Genomic DNA, 16,814 nt, shown 5'->3' with positions numbered 1-16,814 from the left:
CCTGATGAGAACCCTCTGGCAGCACTGCCATGCGGCAACCATGGCCGAGGGCCGCTACTCGATCATCGAGGACGCGGCGATCGTCACCAGCGCCGGCCTGATCGAATGGATCGGCCCGCGTGACGAGGTGCCGCCAGTGGCGGCTGATCGCATCGTCGACCTCGGCGGTGCCTGGGTTACCCCGGGGTTGGTCGACTGCCACACCCACGCGGTGTTCGGCGGCAACCGCAGCGGCGAGTTCGAGCAACGCCTGCAAGGCGTCAGCTATGCCGAGATCGCGGCTCAGGGCGGCGGCATCGCCAGCACCGTGAGGGCTACCCGTGCTGCCAGCGAGGACGATCTGCTGGCCAGTGCCCGTCTGCGCGTCCAGGCGCTGATGCGCGACGGCGTGACCACGATCGAGATCAAGTCCGGCTACGGCCTGGACCTCGAGAGCGAGCGCAAGATGTTGCGTGTCGCCCGGCGCCTGGGCGAGGAACTGCCCGTGACCGTGCGCAGCACCTGCCTGGCGGCCCATGCCCTGCCACCCGAATATGCGGGGCGGGCCGACGACTACATCGCCCATATCTGCGACGTCATGCTCCCGGCATTGGCTGCCGAGGGCCTGGTGGACGCGGTGGATGCGTTCTGTGAGCACCTGGCGTTTTCCCCTGCCCAGGTCGAGCGGGTATTCGTCAAGGCTCGTGAGTTGGGACTGCCGGTGAAACTGCACGCCGAGCAACTGTCGTCGCTGCACGGTTCGAGCCTGGCGGCGCGTTACCACGCACTGTCGGCCGATCACCTGGAGTTCATGACCGAAGAGGACGCCATCGCCATGGCCGAGGCCGGCACGGTGGCGGTGCTGCTGCCGGGGGCGTTCTACTTCCTGCGCGAAACCCAGCTGCCGCCGATGGATGCCCTGCGCCGGCACGGCGTGAAGATCGCCCTGGCCAGCGACCTCAACCCCGGCACCTCGCCGGGGCTGTCGCTGCGCCTGATGTTGAACATGGGCTGCACCTGTTTCCGCATGACCCCGGAGGAGGCTTTGGCCGGTGTCACCGTGCACGCCGCCACGGCGCTGGGCCTGGGCGATAGCCATGGTTCGCTGGAAGAGGGCAAGGTCGCGGACTTCATTGCCTGGCAGATCGAACGCCCCGCCGACCTCAGCTACTGGCTCGGCGGCGACCTGCCCAAGCGCGTGGTGCGCCTGGGCCATGAGATATCCAATTGAGCGAGGGCATATGGACAAGGTATTGAGTTTTCACCAGGGCCGTCTGCCGCTGCTGATCAGCATGCCCCATGCCGGGCTGGGCCTGACCGACGCTGTGCGCGATGGCCTGGTGGACCAGGCGCGCAGCCTGCCGGACACCGACTGGCACATCCCGCGCCTGTATGACTTCGCCCGCGACCTGGGCGCCAGCGTGGTGGCGGCGGAGTATTCGCGTTTCGTCATTGACCTCAACCGGCCGGATGACGACAAGCCGCTGTATGCCGGTGCCACCACCGGTCTGTACCCGGCCACGTTGTTCGAGGGCGAGCCGCTGTTCAAGGCCGGGCTGGAACCGACTGGCGAGCAGCGCAAACAGTACCTGGAGCAGATCTGGCGCCCTTACCACGACACCATTCGCAACGAGTTGGAGCGTCTGCGCAAGCACTTCGGCTACGCCCTGTTGTGGGATGCCCATTCGATCCGCTCGCTGATTCCGCACCTGTTCGATGGCAAGCTGCCGGACTTCAACCTTGGCACCTTCAACGGTGCAAGTTGCGACCCGGAGCTGGCTCAACGGCTGGAGGGCGTATGCGCTGAGGCGCAGAGCTACAGCCATGTGCTCAATGGCCGTTTCAAGGGTGGGCATATCACCCGGCATTACGGCGATCCGGCGAACAACATCCATGCAGTGCAACTGGAGCTGGCGCAGAGCACCTACATGGATGAAGTGGAGCCTTTCACCTATCGCGAGCAACTGGCACAACCCACCCAGTCGGTCTTGCGCCGCCTGTTGGAAGCCACCTTGCAATGGGGGCGTGAGCGCTACGGGCGCTAACATGCGGCAATGGCCAGCGCCGTAGCTGCGGGCGCTGGCTTGCGGTTAGTGGTGCTCGGCGCGAATGCGCTGGGTCAGCTCGGCGATCAGGTTTGCCTCTTGTCGCTCGCGCAGAGCCTCCAGCGCGCGGGTCGGCGCCTCCAGTTCATCCAGGCTGGCCTCTGGTTGGTCGTATTGCAGGTTGTTCACTGCGCTCTGGAACTTCGTTTCGATCCGCTCAAAATCGCCAGCGTAGACCTCGCGCAGGTAATCGACCCAGAACGGCGTGTAGCCGGCGAATGTCAGAAATTCCTCCCCCTCCTCAGCCTCCCATATTCGTAACGCAGCATCCATGGCATCTGCCGAACTCACGTCGGCAGCGAACATCATTTCGTCAGCCGGGCTCAGCAGATCCAGGCGCGAGGCCAGCAGACGCCGATAAGCCAGGCGGACTTCGGCGGCATCCTGGTGCAGTGACCTGGCGCTGGCAATTTCATCGAGGCGCTCTTGGCGGAAATGGCGGCGCAGCAAACGATAGAGGCGCGACTCGCGACCCGCCCCGGTCGTATCCAGGGCGGTCTGGGCAATCATGTGCATCTGCTCGACCTGCTGGAACTGCAGCAAGATCCCGTCCGGGCAGGTGCCTTCGCGGATGGCCTCGGCAGCAATCGCATCGAACACCTCACGTTCATCTGGCTGGTTCGCTGCCATTGCCAGGACACGCCAGACACGCTCTATGATGGCTGGCCTGGTGTCGGTGTTGCGATAGGGCACGGCTGTTGTCAGCTGGGTGATCAGTTGCAGCAGGTTGTCCGCATCACCGGCCTGGCGAATTTGCTGCCACTGCGCGTCCCTTGACTGGCGCAAGCTGCCGGCACCCTCCAGCCAAGGGCTGACATCCAGCTCTAGCATCGGCGTCCAGGGGGCAAAGCCATGGCGATGGTAGCTGCCGGTGCTGCCCGTACTACCGAGGCTGCCCAGCGAGCTGCCGAATTCGACACCTGGCTCGATGCCCATTGGCGACGCGCTGAGAATGTCGAAGGGCAAGTCCATGTCGAAGGTGAAGGTCCGGTCGTAGCGCTGTGACAGGTGCGCTGCGCGCATCGTCGCGGGGGTCAACGGGTTGCCGGTCAACAGGATGGCAGTGCTGCCGAACGTGCTGGGCGGGTTTTCGAGAATCGTCTGGGGCAGGGTAGTCAGGCGGTTTTCCCGCAGGTCCAAGGTGTATCTGGGCATCAGGTTGTCCAGCCAGGCCGGCCAGCTTTCCAGCCCCATGTTGCGCAGTGCAAGGCGATCAAGGCGTGGGGCCATGCCATTGAGGCTGCGCAATTCCGGGTTCAGCCGGTTGTCAGAGATATCTAGTTCCCTCAAGGCGGGTATGCGTGCGATTAAGCGCATCGTCTGGTTGTCGATCTCCAGGCCCTGGTTTATCACGCTCAGGCGGCTGAGCGCAGGCAGCCGGGTCAGTGCCTCGGGTAGGCGCGAAAGTGGCCGGACATGGCCGTCGAGGGTCAAATGGGTGATGTGTGTGAAACGCTCGAGCCACCGGTCAAGCTGCTCTGCCGCGCCCTGCATGCGGGTCAGTCGGACAATATCGGCGCAGCGGATGAAGAACTCCGGCAGTGAAGGTGGGAAGTGTTCAACACTGAAGTCATCAAGGTGCCAGGGGCTCAGGGAGTCGTCACGGACACGGCGTTCCCAGAAGTCGAGAGTAGATTGGGCGACTCTCGATCGAGCGTTTGCCGTTTGGCCGTCAGGCACCGACGTGGACGTGGAGGCCATGCTCCACTGGTACAGGGTGTCGCGCAGCGCTTGATACTGCTCGATGACGAGATTGTGCCCCAGGCTGAAAACGAACCGGCGACGCAGGCTTGCCTGGCTGTGGTGCATATCCAGCAACTGCGCCGGGCGTATGGCATTGCCATCGAGCAGAATACGGGTGTGCGTGCTCTCGCTTTCGGCGTTTTCCAGTAACAGCGTCGGGACACGGGTCAGGGTGTTGTGTTGCAGCGACAAGGTGCCGATTCGTTCCAGGGCCACCGCGTCAAGCCAGTCCGGCCACTGTTCCAGTGCCATTCGCTCCAGGCCCAGGTAATCCAGATACCAGTCCGGAGGGCTGAAGCGTGTGAGTGGAGCAAGGCGATTGCCGCTCAGGTCCAGATAGCTCAGTTGAGTGCGAGAGGCGAAGCGTTCGAGGTCCAGCGGGTAGAGTGTGAGGTTCTGGTTGATCAGTCTCAATTCACCAAGCTGTGGAAAACTACTGACGATCAGCGGCAAGCTGTTGGCGAACTCCGAGGCGCCAGCGAGCGCGTCATAGGGACGGCTGATCTCCAGGGCTGACAGATTCGGGAAATGGCGGAAGACATTGCTCAGTTGCGCTTCGATATCTGTCCAGGCCAAGGTGCTGTCGGGCGAGTGATCAAGAATGATATTGTCCAGTTGCAAGCGACTGACACGTAAACCGATAAATGCAGGCAGTTGCCGTGGGAACTCGGCGATGAACATCCGGGAAAGCCGCAGGATACCTGCCGGCCCGTCGAGTTCGGGCACTGCACTATGAATCCAGTGCTGCCACAGGGCCATTTCGATCTCTTGTCGGTTGGCGAGGCTGGCTCCAAGAGCCGCCACCTGGGCAGGGCCGGCGAATGCTTCGTCCAGGCTCTGGCGCAGCTCCTGGCGCTCGACACGCAATTGATCGATCCGCGCTTGTATCTGCGACGGCGACCGGCCAGCGTTTTCCAGGGCCACCAGGACACGCTCCGAGGTTACGGAGAATTCGGGTGCCAAGCTCATGTCGTCAAGTTGCGACAGCAATCTGCTCCTGCTCTGCGGTTCTGGAGGTTGCCCGTCATCGCTCAGGCGGTAACCCAGCCGTCCATCGGCCAGGCGCATGGGCGAACGAAACACCGGGGGCTGCATGTTGAACACTTTGCGCAGTTCGGCGCGCGGTAGCAGGGGGGCGTCCCGCACCCGTTCGTGCAGGGCTGACGCCGAATCGATACCCAACGCCAACTTATGTGAGTCGGTCAGCGCGTCGAACACTGCGCCGTACAGGCTGTCGTAGGTGCGAATCTGCTCATCCGGGGTCTCGGCCGTCGGGGTTTCCAGATAGCCCGCCCAGGCACTGGTGATCGATACGGTCGAGCTGGTTTTCTTGGGGCCAATACTGTCGATGCGCTCCGGAGAAACCTGGCGATGGTGCAGCTCCACCCGCAGGTCTTCGGGCCAGCCTGGCAGCCGTTCGAGCATGCGCAGGGCCAGGCGGTCGCTGTCCCAGCTACGCGAGGAATCCAGGTACAGGCCTTCGTAGGCACGGGCCAGCCGCACCTGTTGTTGATAGAGCCGAATTTCCCCAGCCAGCCGACCAGGTACCTTACCTGCAGTCAGCATGCGTCGTTCGGCGTATGAGGCATTGCGCGCCAGTTCTTCGCAAAGCCTGACGGGCAGATTCGGGTAAACCCTTCGAAGCAGCGCCGCGCGAGAGGAAAGGGGGACGATGACTGCCTGGGTGCGGTGCGTGAACTCGGCGCTGCGCGCCATGACCGAGGCCTCGGGAAGCGCCTGCTGTATGTGCTGATCAATGGCAAAACGCTCCATCGTGTCCTCCAGCAGCGCCGGTAGCCTCTGGTTGTGACACAGAATGTTGCGCAGCACGTGCTCGTCGGTGCCGCTGACACGCAGTATCTGCTTGGCGGCACATTCATCGAAGCTGGCCTGCAGGTGTCCAAGCCTGCGGAACAGACGCATGTCGGCCCAACTTCGCGGTTGCTCGGTGGGAAGCAGCCACGCCCCTGCGCCGTTGTGCAGCGCTGTCGGTTGGTAGCTGTTGGTGCGGCCAGGGTGTTCGAGGCGATACCCATTGTCTGCGCGCTTGAGCGAGTACACCCGGTCCTCGACCGGCAGCCAGGTTTTGCCTTCGTGGTGGATCAAACCGAATTCGTCGGGCTTGAGTCCGGCCGGCAGCACTGTGTCGTGGTGGAAGGGAGCCAGATCGGGTTTCCACAGGCGGCGTTCACCGTCAGGCGTCTCGACGGGCTCGAGCTCTTCGATGAAGGACGGTGTCTGCACCGATATTCGCTCGACCACCGGTGTGCCGCTGCCACGGTGAGCCGCCGCCAGCGCCGCCATGATGGCGACGTTCTCGATCACATCCATCAGGTACTGCAGCGCTTGCTCGCGATCCCCGTCGAGCCAGCTGCCAATACCCTCGAATGTTTCGTTGACCAGTTGCACTGCGGTCACACCGAGCATCACGGCACCTAACGGTGCTATGAACATGCCCGCGAAATTCAGGGTATTTAACGCGATGGCCCCGAAGTAGGCCATGTGCCTTCGGGCTGTCTGCTGGTCCATCGTTGCTGTCGGTACGGCGTGGAACAGCCCATCGTCGCGCAGGCGCTGCTGCCGTTGAGTGACTCGCTCGTCCATGCACGACCTGGTGAAGGGGTGTACGTGCAGGCTGATCTTGGGGTTGGGGGCGGGTAGGCGTTCCTTGTACTGGCCGCTGGCGTTCCAGGTATAGGGTTCAAGTGTGTCGGTGAGTCTGTCGAGGAAACTGCTCCGGTGCCGGTCGGGTATCAGTTGCTGGTGGCTCGCCTGGCGAAATGCTGGCAACTGCTTGGCAAGGAAGATTTCGGCATCAGCCCGGGAGGCATGGCAGGTCAGCGGCTCGGGGAGGCCTGGGAGGTAAAGCACCAGCCAGCCGTCATAGGGATACACCGGGCCGGGTGGGAAGCGCCCGGCACCCGTTGGGATGCGAGCGTCGATTCCAATCGTCATTGCGCCGGTAAGAGTGGTGTGCAACAGCGTGATGCTGCCACACAGCACAGGGCGCCCGCCATGTTCGACTTTGTCGTCGCTCGCGAGTTTCAGCAGGGTATCGTGGATGGCTTTGCCGATCTTGCCCAGTAAAAAGGCGTGGTGAACGTGCAAGCGGAATGCAGAGCTTTCGGCAGCCTTGAATACGGTCCGAACGGCTTCTGAGCCTGGCTTGTCGGCGGGGGGATCGAGCGAGTCGAGCAGCGCCTGGTACTTGCCGCCGATATCCAGCTTACGTACCAGCGCCGCAAAGTCTTCTGCAGTGATGGGCAGCCTGACGGCCTGGGAGACGGGACTGACATCGTTCCTGTCGAGGATGGCCGACTCTATGTTGCCAGCTTTCAAGCCCCCAGGTCGAGCTTCGAAGGCCTCGAAATTCTGCAGGGCGCTGTGCAGCAGGGATTGAGTCGCCAGCTTCAGGGCGCGGGCTGAAGTGGCGAACGGATCGCTGGCCAGGCTGGACAGCGTCTCTTTGATGGCCGCGGCCCTGGTCAGATTCATCAGGTAGGTTGTCGAAACCTCGATCTGCTGGTCGAAGCGCTGGCGGATCGCGTTCGACAGCAGATCAGTGGCGTATTGCTCCAGCTGTGGCAGGCCCGCCAGAAGTGTCTTCAGGTCGGCTTCAGCCTGCAGGTGCTGGCCATAGGTTTGCGCCAGTGCCTTGGCCACCGCAGGGTTGTCCTCGCATGCGCGTTCGAGCTGTGGGTCGCGTTGGCCTGCCGCTTGGCGCAGGAGTTGCCGTTGCTCCGGCTGAGCATCGATCAGCCAGCCGGGTAACTTGCGGCTGATCAGTTGGTGATAGAAACCAGGTTCGGAGGTTGCAGCGTTGGCCGGGTCGAGCATGAGGGCATCTCGTGTTGATTGAGTCCCTCCATGCTATTGAGCCGTATCTGCGCCTTGCACATAAGATGATCTTGCTTAGACACATGCTCAAAGCGCAATTCAGGTTTATGATGGCCCACGGCCGAACCAAACCTCACACGGAGTGCGCGATGCAGACCCTCTACCCGCAGATCAAACCCTACGCCCGGCACGATCTGGCCGTGGAAGCGCCGCATGTGCTGTACGTCGATGAAAGCGGCTCGCCGGAAGGTCTGCCCGTGGTGTTCATCCACGGCGGCCCGGGCGCTGGTTGCGACGCCCAGAGCCGTTGCTACTTCGACCCCAATCTCTACCGCATCATCACCTTCGACCAGCGCGGCTGTGGTCGCTCCACGCCCCACGCGAGCCTGGAGAACAACACCACCTGGCACCTGGTCGAGGATCTGGAGCGCATCCGTGAGCACCTCGGCATCGACAAATGGGTACTGTTCGGCGGCTCCTGGGGCTCCACCCTGGCCCTGGCCTATGCCCAGACCCACCCCGAGCGCGTGCATGGGCTGATCCTGCGCGGGATCTTCCTGTGCCGCCCGCAGGAAATCAGCTGGTTCTACCAGGAGGGCGCAAGCCGCCTGTTCCCCGATTACTGGCAGGACTACATCGCACCGATTCCACCGGAAGAGCGTGGCGACCTGGTCAAGGCCTTCCACAAGCGCCTGACCGGCAACGACCAGATCGCCCAGATGCATGCGGCCAAGGCCTGGTCCACCTGGGAAGGCCGTACCGCCACCTTGCGACCGAACCCGTTGGTGGTCGACCGCTTCTCCGAACCCCAGCGCGCCCTGTCCATCGCCCGCATCGAATGCCATTACTTCACCAACAACGCGTTCCTCGAGCAGGATCAGCTGATCCGCGACATGCCGAAGATCGCCCATCTGCCGGCGGTGATCGTGCATGGCCGCTACGATGTGATCTGCCCGCTGGACAACGCCTGGGAACTGCACCAGGCCTGGCCGAACAGCGAGTTGAAGGTGATCCGCGACGCCGGCCACGCCGCTTCCGAGCCGGGTATCACCGACGCTCTGGTACGCGCGGCCGACCAGATGGCGCGACGCCTGCTCGACCTGCCCCTGGAAGAGGCATGAAAGGGCTGATCCAGCGTGTGCGTGGCGCACGGGTGGAAGTGGCGGGGGAGATCGTCGGCGCCATCGATCAAGGGTTGCTGGCGCTAGTGGCGGTCGAGCCAGGCGATTCGCCTGAGCATGCCGACAAGCTGCTGCACAAACTGCTGAACTACCGAGTGTTCAGCGACGAGCAGGGCAAGATGAACCGCTCGCTCAAGGATGTCGGCGGCGGCCTGTTGCTGGTTTCGCAGTTCACCCTGGCCGCCGACACCCGCAACGGCATGCGCCCGAGCTTCTCGACGGCTGCGCCACCGGCCCTTGGCGCTGCGCTTTTCGACTATCTTTTGAATCAGGCCCAAGGTCAGCATCCGCAGGTGGCCAGTGGTCGCTTCGGCGCTGACATGCAGGTGCATCTGGTCAATGATGGCCCGGTAACATTTATGTTACAAATATGAGGTCAAAAAACCCTTTGTTTGGCGAAAACAAGGGGTTTTGTACGATAAATAGTTTGTTCAGCCTGATGCGTTGTAACGCGACCTGCTGGATAATCGCGCGCTGCATGAACCTGCGTTCGCAGGTTCGTTTCACTTTGACTCGAGCATTGTCAGGATCCGTTTGGGGAATCATTACGCCCTCACGGGGTCCGAACAGTGCTCGCCAACCCGGCATTTGTCGCTGGCCGTTGGTTTCATGATCTGTTTTCGGCGAGGATTGCTCGTGATTGTAAGCCCCTGTATTGCACCTAGAATCCCCGGTATCCGGCTGCGCAAGGCCCTGTTGGCCGGCGTGGCGCTGGTCGGCCTGATGAGCGCGGGCCAGCTGTGGGCATTCAATCTGGACGATGTTGCAGCCAAGGCAAAGGATCTGGCCGGTCAGAAGTTCGAGGCACCGAAGAGCAACCTGCCGCCGGTGTTCCGCGACATGAAGTACGCCGACTACCAGAAGATCCGCTTCCTGCAGGAAAAGGCCGAGTGGGCCAAGGACAAGACGCCGTTCAAGCTGTCCTTCTATCACCAGGGCATGCACTTCGACACGCCGGTGACCATCAACGAGATCACCGCCAACAAGGTCAAGGAAATCAAGTACGACCCGAGCCGCTTCGAGTTCGGTGACGTGCCCCATGACGCTGATGCCACCAAGAACCTCGGCTATGCCGGCTTCCGTGTGCTCTACCCGATCAACAAGGCCGACAAGCAGGACGAGATCATGACCCTGCTTGGCGCCAGCTACTTCCGCGTGGTCGGCAAAGGCCACCGCTATGGCCTGTCGGCCCGCGGCCTGGCAATCGATACCGCACTGCCGTCGGGCGAGGAATTCCCGCGTTTCCGCGAATTCTGGATCGAGAAGCCCAAGCCGAAAGACAAGCACCTGGTGATCTACGCACTGCTTGACTCGCCGCGCTCCACCGGTGCCTACAAGCTGACCCTGCGCCCTGGCGAGGACACCCTGGTCGACGTCAAGTCGCGCGTCTACCTGCGTGAAAACGTCAGCCGTCTGGGCATCGCCCCGCTGACCAGCATGTACCTGTTCGGCCCCAACCAGCCGTCGAAGGTCATGAACTACCGCCCGGCCCTGCATGATTCCGAAGGTCTGGCCATCCACGCCGCCAACGGCGAGTGGCTGTGGCGCCCGCTGAACAACCCGAAACACCTGGCCGTGAGCAACTTCAGCGTCGAGAACCCGCGTGGTTTCGGCCTGCTGCAGCGCCAGCGCGCCTTCAGCGACTATGAAGACCTCGACGACGAGTACGAAAAGCGTCCGAGCGCCTGGATCGAGCCGAAGGGTGATTGGGGCAAGGGCACCGTCGACCTGGTCGAGATTCCGACCGCCGACGAAACCAACGACAACATCGTGGCCTTCTGGAGCCCGGAAAAACTGCCTGAGCCAGGCAAGCCGTTCGAATACGACTACCGCCTGCGCTGGACCATCAAGGAAGACCAGCTGCACTCGCAGGAACTGGGCTGGGTCAAGCAGACCCTGCGCTCCGCCGGTGACGTCAAGCAGTCCAACCTGATCCGTCAGACCGACGGCAGTGTTGCCCTGCTGGTCGATTTCATCGGCCCGAACCTTGCGGCGTTGCCGGCGGACACCGCCGTGCGCAGCCAGGTCAGCGTCGGCGACAACGCCGAAGTGGTCGAGAACAATCTGCGTTACAACCCGGAAACCAAAGGCTGGCGCTTGACCCTGCGCCTGAAGGTGCAGGATCCGAAGAAGTCCACCGAGATGCGCGCCGCGCTGCTGCGTGACGTGCCGGTCGAGCAACCGAAGCCCGCCAAGGAAACCAAGCAGGACAAGGCCAAGCACGCCCACGCCAAGGCTGAGAAAGCCAAGGCCGAGCAGGCTGCCGAGCAACCCGCCGCCGACGCGGCATCCACCAACGGGGCCCCGGCCACCACCGAGAAGGTGCTGACCGAGACCTGGAGCTATCAGTTGCCTGCCGATGAGTAACTCAAGCGCAAGGCCGGAATCGCTTGGCGAATACCTGGCCCACCTCCCCCTGAGCGACGAGCAACGCGCGGAACTCGCCCGTTGCACCTCGTTCAGCGAGCTGCACCAACGCCTGGCGGCCAACCCGGCCGCCGCCACCGCCGAGGCCGTCCAGGCTTCGGTGGGGGCCCGTCTTACCGTAGGCAGCGCCGCCGAACTGGAAGAGGCCGAGATGCTCGGCGTCGATGGCAGCGGCCGCCTGTGCCTGAAGATCGCCCCACCGATCAAACGCACCAAGGTCGTGCCCGAGCCGTGGCGCACCAACGTGCTGATCCGCATGTGGCGGCGCATGACCGGTCGCACCAACGCCCCGCAGCCGCCCAAGCGCGAGCTGCCCCCGGCGCGCTGGCGCACGGTCGGCTCGATCCGCCGCTACATCCTGCTGACCTTGATGATTGGCCAGACCATTGTCGCCGGCTGGTACATGAAGGGCATCCTGCCGTACCAGGGCTGGTCGTTCGTCGACCTCGACGAAGTCATCCACCAGCCACTGTGGGACACCGTGGTGCAGGTGTGGCCGTATGCGCTGCAGACGTCCATCCTGATCCTCTTCGGCATCCTGTTCTGCTGGGTATCGGCGGGCTTCTGGACCGCGCTGATGGGCTTCCTCGAGCTGCTCACCGGGCGTGACAAGTACAAGATTTCCGGCAGCAGCGCCGGCAACGAGCCGATTCCCGCCGAGGCGCGCACCGCGCTGGTGATGCCGATCTGCAACGAAGACGTGCCACGGGTGTTCGCGGGCCTGCGCGCCACCTTCGAGTCGGTGGCTGCCAGCGGCAACCTCGACCGCTTCGACTTCTTCGTGCTCAGCGATACCAACGACACCGATATCGCCGTGGCCGAACAACAGGCCTGGCTCGACGTGTGTCGCGAGACCAAGGGCTTCGGCCGCATCTTCTACCGTCGTCGCCGGCGCCGGGTGAAGCGCAAGAGCGGCAACCTCGACGACTTTTGCCGCCGCTGGGGCGGCGATTACAAGTACATGGTCGTGCTCGACGCCGACAGCGTCATGAGCGGCGAGTGCCTGAGCAGCCTGGTGCGTCTGATGGAGGCCAACCCGGACGCCGGCATTATCCAGACCGGGCCAAAAGCTTCGGGCATGGATACCCTTTATGCGCGCATGCAGCAGTTCGCTACCCGCGTATACGGCCCGCTGTTCACCGCCGGCCTGCACTTCTGGCAGTTGGGGGAGTCGCACTACTGGGGCCACAACGCGATCATCCGCATGAAGCCATTCATCGAGCACTGCGCCCTGGCGCCGTTGCCGGGCAAGGGCGCGTTTGCTGGTGCGATCCTTTCCCACGACTTCGTCGAAGCCGCACTGATGCGCCGGGCCGGTTGGGGCGTGTGGATCGCCTACGACCTGCCGGGCAGCTACGAAGAACTGCCGCCGAACCTGCTCGACGAGCTCAAGCGCGATCGTCGCTGGTGCCACGGCAACCTGATGAACTTCCGCCTGTTTTTGGTCAAGGGCATGCACCCGGTGCACCGCGCTGTATTCCTCACCGGCGTGATGTCGTACCTGTCGGCGCCGTTGTGGTTCCTGTTCCTGGTGCTGTCGACCGCGCTTCTGGCGACCAACACGCTGATGGAGCCGCAATACTTCATCGAACCGTTCCAGCTCTACCCGCTGTGGCCGCAATGGCACCCGGAAAAAGCCATCGCGCTGTTCTCCACCACCATCGTGCTGCTGTTCCTGCCCAAGCTGCTCAGCGTCATCCTGATCTGGGCCAAGGGCGCCACCGAGTTTGGCGGACGCATCAAGGTCACCTTGTCGATGCTGATGGAGATGCTGTTCTCCATGCTGCTGGCGCCGGTGCGGATGATCTTCCACACCCGTTTCGTGCTGGCCGCGTTCCTCGGTTGGGCCGCGACCTGGAACTCGCCGCAGCGTGACGACGACTCGACTCCGTGGAGCGAGGCGGTACGTCGCCATGGTCCGCAGACCCTGCTGGGCATCGCCTGGGCCGGCCTGGTGGCCTGGTTAAACCCGAGCTTCCTGTGGTGGCTGGCGCCGATCGTCGGCTCGCTGGTGCTGTCGATCCCGGTTTCGGTGATCTCCAGCCGCACCCGCCTGGGCCTGGCGGCCAAGGACGAGAAACTGTTCCTCATCCCCGAGGAATATGCGACGCCGCAGGAGCTGCTGGCCACCGACCAGTACACCCACGAGAACCGCTGGCATGCCCTGCACGACGGCTTCGTGCGGGCCGTGGTCGACCCACGCCAGAACGCCCTGGCCTGCGCCATGGCCACGGCGCGTCACGGCCAGGCGGCGCCGATCGAGGCGCTGCGCGTTGAGCGCGTGGCCAAGGCGCTGGAAGTGGGGCCACAGGGCCTGGACCTGAACACCCGCCTGGCGCTGCTCAGCGACCCGGTGGCGCTGTCGCGCCTGCACGAGCAGGTATGGGCCGGGCACAACACGGCGTGGATCGATGTATGGCGCGCGTCCATCGCCAACGATCCGCACTCGCCGCTGCTGCCGCTGCATCCGGAGCACGTGGTCCAGCCAGCACTGGCTTGACTCCGTCGCACCGATAATCGCGGGGCAAGTCGGGCCGCCGCATCGCCGCTCCCACGCCGTATCAACGGTGCGTGGGAGCGGCGATGCGGCGGCCCGACTTGCCCCGCGATTGTTTTTCCCTCATCGATTTTTGGCCAACAAAGTCCCCACCGGCTCTAGGTCCCGGCCTTCGCATGCGTTAGCATCCGTCCCGACATTACGCATCGGTCTATAGGACCGTGCTTACAAGAAAAATCTGCGTACTTCTTGCTAGGGGACTTGGTGATGATGAAGAAATACCTGTCGCGACTGCTGGTAGGTGCGACCGCCCTGATCGCGGTAGCCACCGCCCAGGCCGGCGCCATCGATGACGCGGTCAAGCGCGGCACCCTGCGTGTGGGCATGGACCCGACCTACATGCCGTTCGAAATGACCAACAAACGTGGCGAGATCATCGGCTTCGAAGTCGACATCCTCAAGGCCATGGCCAAGTCCATGGGCGTCAAGCTGGAGATGGTCTCCACCGCCTACGACGGCATCATCCCGGCGCTGATGACCGACAAGTTCGACTTCATCGGCAGCGGCATGACCCTGACTCAGGAGCGCAACCTGCGCCTGAACTTCAGCGAGCCCTTCATCGTCGTCGGCCAGACTTTGCTGATCCGCAAGGAGCTGGCGGGCGAGATCAAGTCGTACAAAGACCTGAACAACGAGAAATATCGCCTCACCTCCAAGCTTGGCACCACCGGCGAGATGGTCGCGAAGAAGCTGATCGGCAAGGCCAAGTACCACGGCTACGACAACGAGCAGGAAGGGGTGATGGACGTGGTCAATGGCAAGGCCGACGCCTTCGTCTACGACTCGCCCTACAACGTGGTGGCGGTGGAGAAGGCTGGCGCCGGCAAACTGGTGTTCCTGGAAGAGCCCTTCACCTACGAGCCACTGGCCTTCGGCCTGAAGAAGGGCGATTACGACAGCATCAACTACATCAACAACTTCCTGCACCAGATCAAGCATGACGGGACCTACGATCGTATCCACGACAAGTGGTTCAAGAGCAAGGACTGGCTGAAGGAAATGGAATAAGGCCTGGGCCACAAACCCAAGCGCTGACCTCGACGCGCAGGCAAGCCCTGCGCGTTCGCATTTACGGAAGTACCCCACGTGATCAAACACAAGAAAGCACAGTGGCCCTGGCACGGGCTGACCGCGCTGGTCCTGGTGGGCCTGGCGATCAGTCTGTACCTGGCCACCTCGATGATTTCCTACGAGTGGCGCTGGAACCGTGTTCCGCAATACTTCGCCTACAAGGCCGAGGAAACCCAGCGTGCCGCCAACCCTGGCACGGTCGAGGAAATCGTGGTGTCCGGCGACAACGCCCGGGTCACCCTGAAGGATGAGAGCGGCGACACCCAGGTCGTCGAAGTGGCCAAGGACAGCATGCTGCTGACCCGTGGCGACGACGTAGCCGAGGGCGATGCCATCGGCGTCACCCGTCACTGGGCCGCTGGTCCTTTGGCCTGGGGCCTTTGGACCACGTTGTGGATCTCGGTCATCTCCGGCGCCTTGGGCCTGGTGATCGGCCTGTTCGCCGGATTGTGTCGGCTGTCGAGCAACCCCACCCTGCGCGACCTGTCCACGGTGTATGTCGAACTGGTGCGCGGCACGCCGCTGCTGGTGCAGATCTTCATCTTCTACTTCTTCATCGGTACCGTGCTCAACCTGTCCCGCGAGTTCGCCGGGGTGGCGGCGCTGGCACTGTTCACCGGCGCCTACGTGGCCGAGATCGTCCGTGCCGGCGTGCAGTCGATCGCCAAGGGCCAGAACGAGGCGGCACGCTCCCTGGGCCTGAACGGCGCCCAGTCGATGCGCCATGTGATCCTGCCCCAGGCCTTCAAGCGCGTGCTGCCACCGCTGGCCGGGCAGTTCATCAGCCTGGTCAAGGACACCTCGCTGGTGTCGGTGATCGCCATCACCGAACTGACCAAGAGCGGCCGCGAGGCCATCACCACCTCGTTCTCGACCTTCGAGATCTGGTTCTGCGTGGCGGGCCTGTACCTGCTGATCAACCTGCCGCTGTCGCACATCGCCAGCCGGCTCGAGCGGAGGCTTGCGCAAAGTGATTGAAGTCCGTGACCTGCTGAAAGTCTTCGACACCCGCGGCCAGGTGGTGCGTGCGGTGGACAACGTCACCACCCAGGTCGCCAAGGGCGAGGTGGTGGTAGTGCTGGGCCCGTCCGGCTCGGGCAAGTCCACTTTCCTGCGTTGCCTGAACGGCCTGGAGCATTTCGACCAGGGCCATGTGTCCATCAACGGCGTGCAACTGGACGACCCGAAAACCGACATCAACGCCTACCGCCGTGAAGTCGGCATGGTGTTCCAGCATTTCAACCTGTTCCCGCACATGACCGTGCTGGAGAACCTGTGCCTGGCGCAGAAGGTGGTGCGCAAGCGCAACAAGGCCGATCGGGAAGCCAAGGCCCGGGCGTTGCTGGAAAAGGTCGGTATCGCCCAGAAAGCCAACGAGTACCCGTCGCGCCTCTCCGGTGGCCAGCAGCAGCGGGTAGCCATCGCCCGCGCCCTGGCGATGGACCCGAAGGTGATGTTGTTCGATGAGCCGACCTCGGCGCTCGACCCGGAAATGGTCGGTGAAGTGCTGGATGTGATGAAGACCCTGGCCCAGGAAGGCATGACCATGGTCTGCGTGACGCACGAGATGGGCTTTGCCCGGGAAGTGGCTGACCGTGTGTTGTTCTTCGACCACGGCAAGTTGCTGGAGGATTCGCCGCCCCAGCAGTTCTTCGCCGCGCCGAAGGACCCACGGGCCCAGGCGTTCTTGCGGCAAGTTTTGTGAGGGTTTTGAGGCCTGCGTAATTCGTGGGTGCAATATATCTGATCAAGCTGTTCAGGCCTCTTGCCATATATTGGTGAGAGGCCTGGCTGTCGAAATATCTCTAGCCTCCAATTAAAGAACGCTCTCTCTTGATCTTGATCTTGATCTTGATCTTGATCTTGATCTTGATCTTGATCTTGATCTTGATCTTGATCTTGATCTTGATCTTG

General features: G+C 62.9%; 10 protein-coding genes. 9 read left to right on the top strand and 1 reads right to left on the bottom strand.

Annotation, left to right across the window (positions count from 1 at the left end; translation table 11 throughout):
- The first annotated feature begins 4 nt into the window (after positions 1 to 4).
- Together hutI and hutG are read left to right on the top strand one after the other, a co-directional pair.
- A complete protein-coding gene (gene hutI / locus AC3WL2_RS07180) occupies positions 5 to 1,210 on the top strand; it encodes an imidazolonepropionase (protein ID WP_102681737.1) in 1,206 nt (401 codons plus the stop codon).
- Between the two features lie 10 nt (positions 1,211 to 1,220).
- Positions 1,221 to 2,024, top strand: coding sequence for an N-formylglutamate deformylase (gene hutG, locus AC3WL2_RS07175; RefSeq protein WP_102681736.1), 804 nt, complete (start codon positions 1,221 to 1,223; stop codon positions 2,022 to 2,024).
- 45 nt (positions 2,025 to 2,069) lie between these two features.
- Here the strand turns inward: hutG and AC3WL2_RS07170 are convergent, their stop codons facing one another.
- On the bottom strand, positions 2,070 to 7,664 hold the full coding sequence (locus tag AC3WL2_RS07170; protein WP_102681735.1) for an NEL-type E3 ubiquitin ligase domain-containing protein: 5,595 nt from the start codon (positions 7,662 to 7,664) through the stop codon (positions 2,070 to 2,072).
- A 149-nt stretch (positions 7,665 to 7,813) separates the two neighbouring features.
- Here AC3WL2_RS07170 and pip point away from each other — a divergent pair, with 149 nt between their 5' ends.
- From pip to AC3WL2_RS07135, 7 genes are all read left to right on the top strand, one after another.
- Complete coding sequence (pip, locus tag AC3WL2_RS07165) at positions 7,814 to 8,785, top strand: prolyl aminopeptidase (protein ID WP_046853900.1); 972 nt, start codon at positions 7,814 to 7,816, stop codon at positions 8,783 to 8,785.
- The gene (gene dtd, locus AC3WL2_RS07160; protein ID WP_046853901.1) at positions 8,782 to 9,219 is read left to right on the top strand and encodes a D-aminoacyl-tRNA deacylase; all 438 of its coding nucleotides are present in this window, start codon (positions 8,782 to 8,784) and stop codon (positions 9,217 to 9,219) included. The genes pip and dtd overlap by 4 nt, the downstream gene beginning before the upstream one ends.
- 262 nt (positions 9,220 to 9,481) lie before the next feature.
- The gene (locus tag AC3WL2_RS07155) at positions 9,482 to 11,212 is read left to right on the top strand and encodes a glucan biosynthesis protein G (protein WP_102681734.1); all 1,731 of its coding nucleotides are present in this window, start codon (positions 9,482 to 9,484) and stop codon (positions 11,210 to 11,212) included.
- Positions 11,205 to 13,772 (top strand): glucans biosynthesis glucosyltransferase MdoH, encoded by a 2,568-nt coding sequence (mdoH, locus tag AC3WL2_RS07150; protein ID WP_102690661.1) that lies wholly within the window; start codon positions 11,205 to 11,207, stop codon positions 13,770 to 13,772. Before AC3WL2_RS07155 ends, mdoH begins: the two co-directional genes overlap by 8 nt.
- Positions 13,773 to 14,039: 267 nt before the next feature.
- Complete coding sequence (locus AC3WL2_RS07145) at positions 14,040 to 14,837, top strand: transporter substrate-binding domain-containing protein (protein WP_173862488.1); 798 nt, start codon at positions 14,040 to 14,042, stop codon at positions 14,835 to 14,837.
- Between the two features lie 78 nt (positions 14,838 to 14,915).
- Positions 14,916 to 15,878, top strand: a complete 963-nt coding sequence (locus AC3WL2_RS07140; RefSeq protein ID WP_102685492.1) for an amino acid ABC transporter permease — start codon at positions 14,916 to 14,918, stop codon at positions 15,876 to 15,878.
- Positions 15,871 to 16,605 carry an amino acid ABC transporter ATP-binding protein gene (locus tag AC3WL2_RS07135; RefSeq protein WP_102685493.1) on the top strand — a complete coding sequence of 245 codons (735 nt, stop codon included), beginning with the start codon at positions 15,871 to 15,873 and terminating at the stop codon, positions 16,603 to 16,605. The genes AC3WL2_RS07140 and AC3WL2_RS07135 overlap by 8 nt, the downstream gene beginning before the upstream one ends.
- Positions 16,606 to 16,814: the final 209 nt, after the last annotated feature.

The sequence above is a fragment of the Pseudomonas sp. FW305-96 genome (genome assembly GCF_058783825.1).
This window is presented reverse-complemented; position numbering and strand designations above follow the sequence as displayed.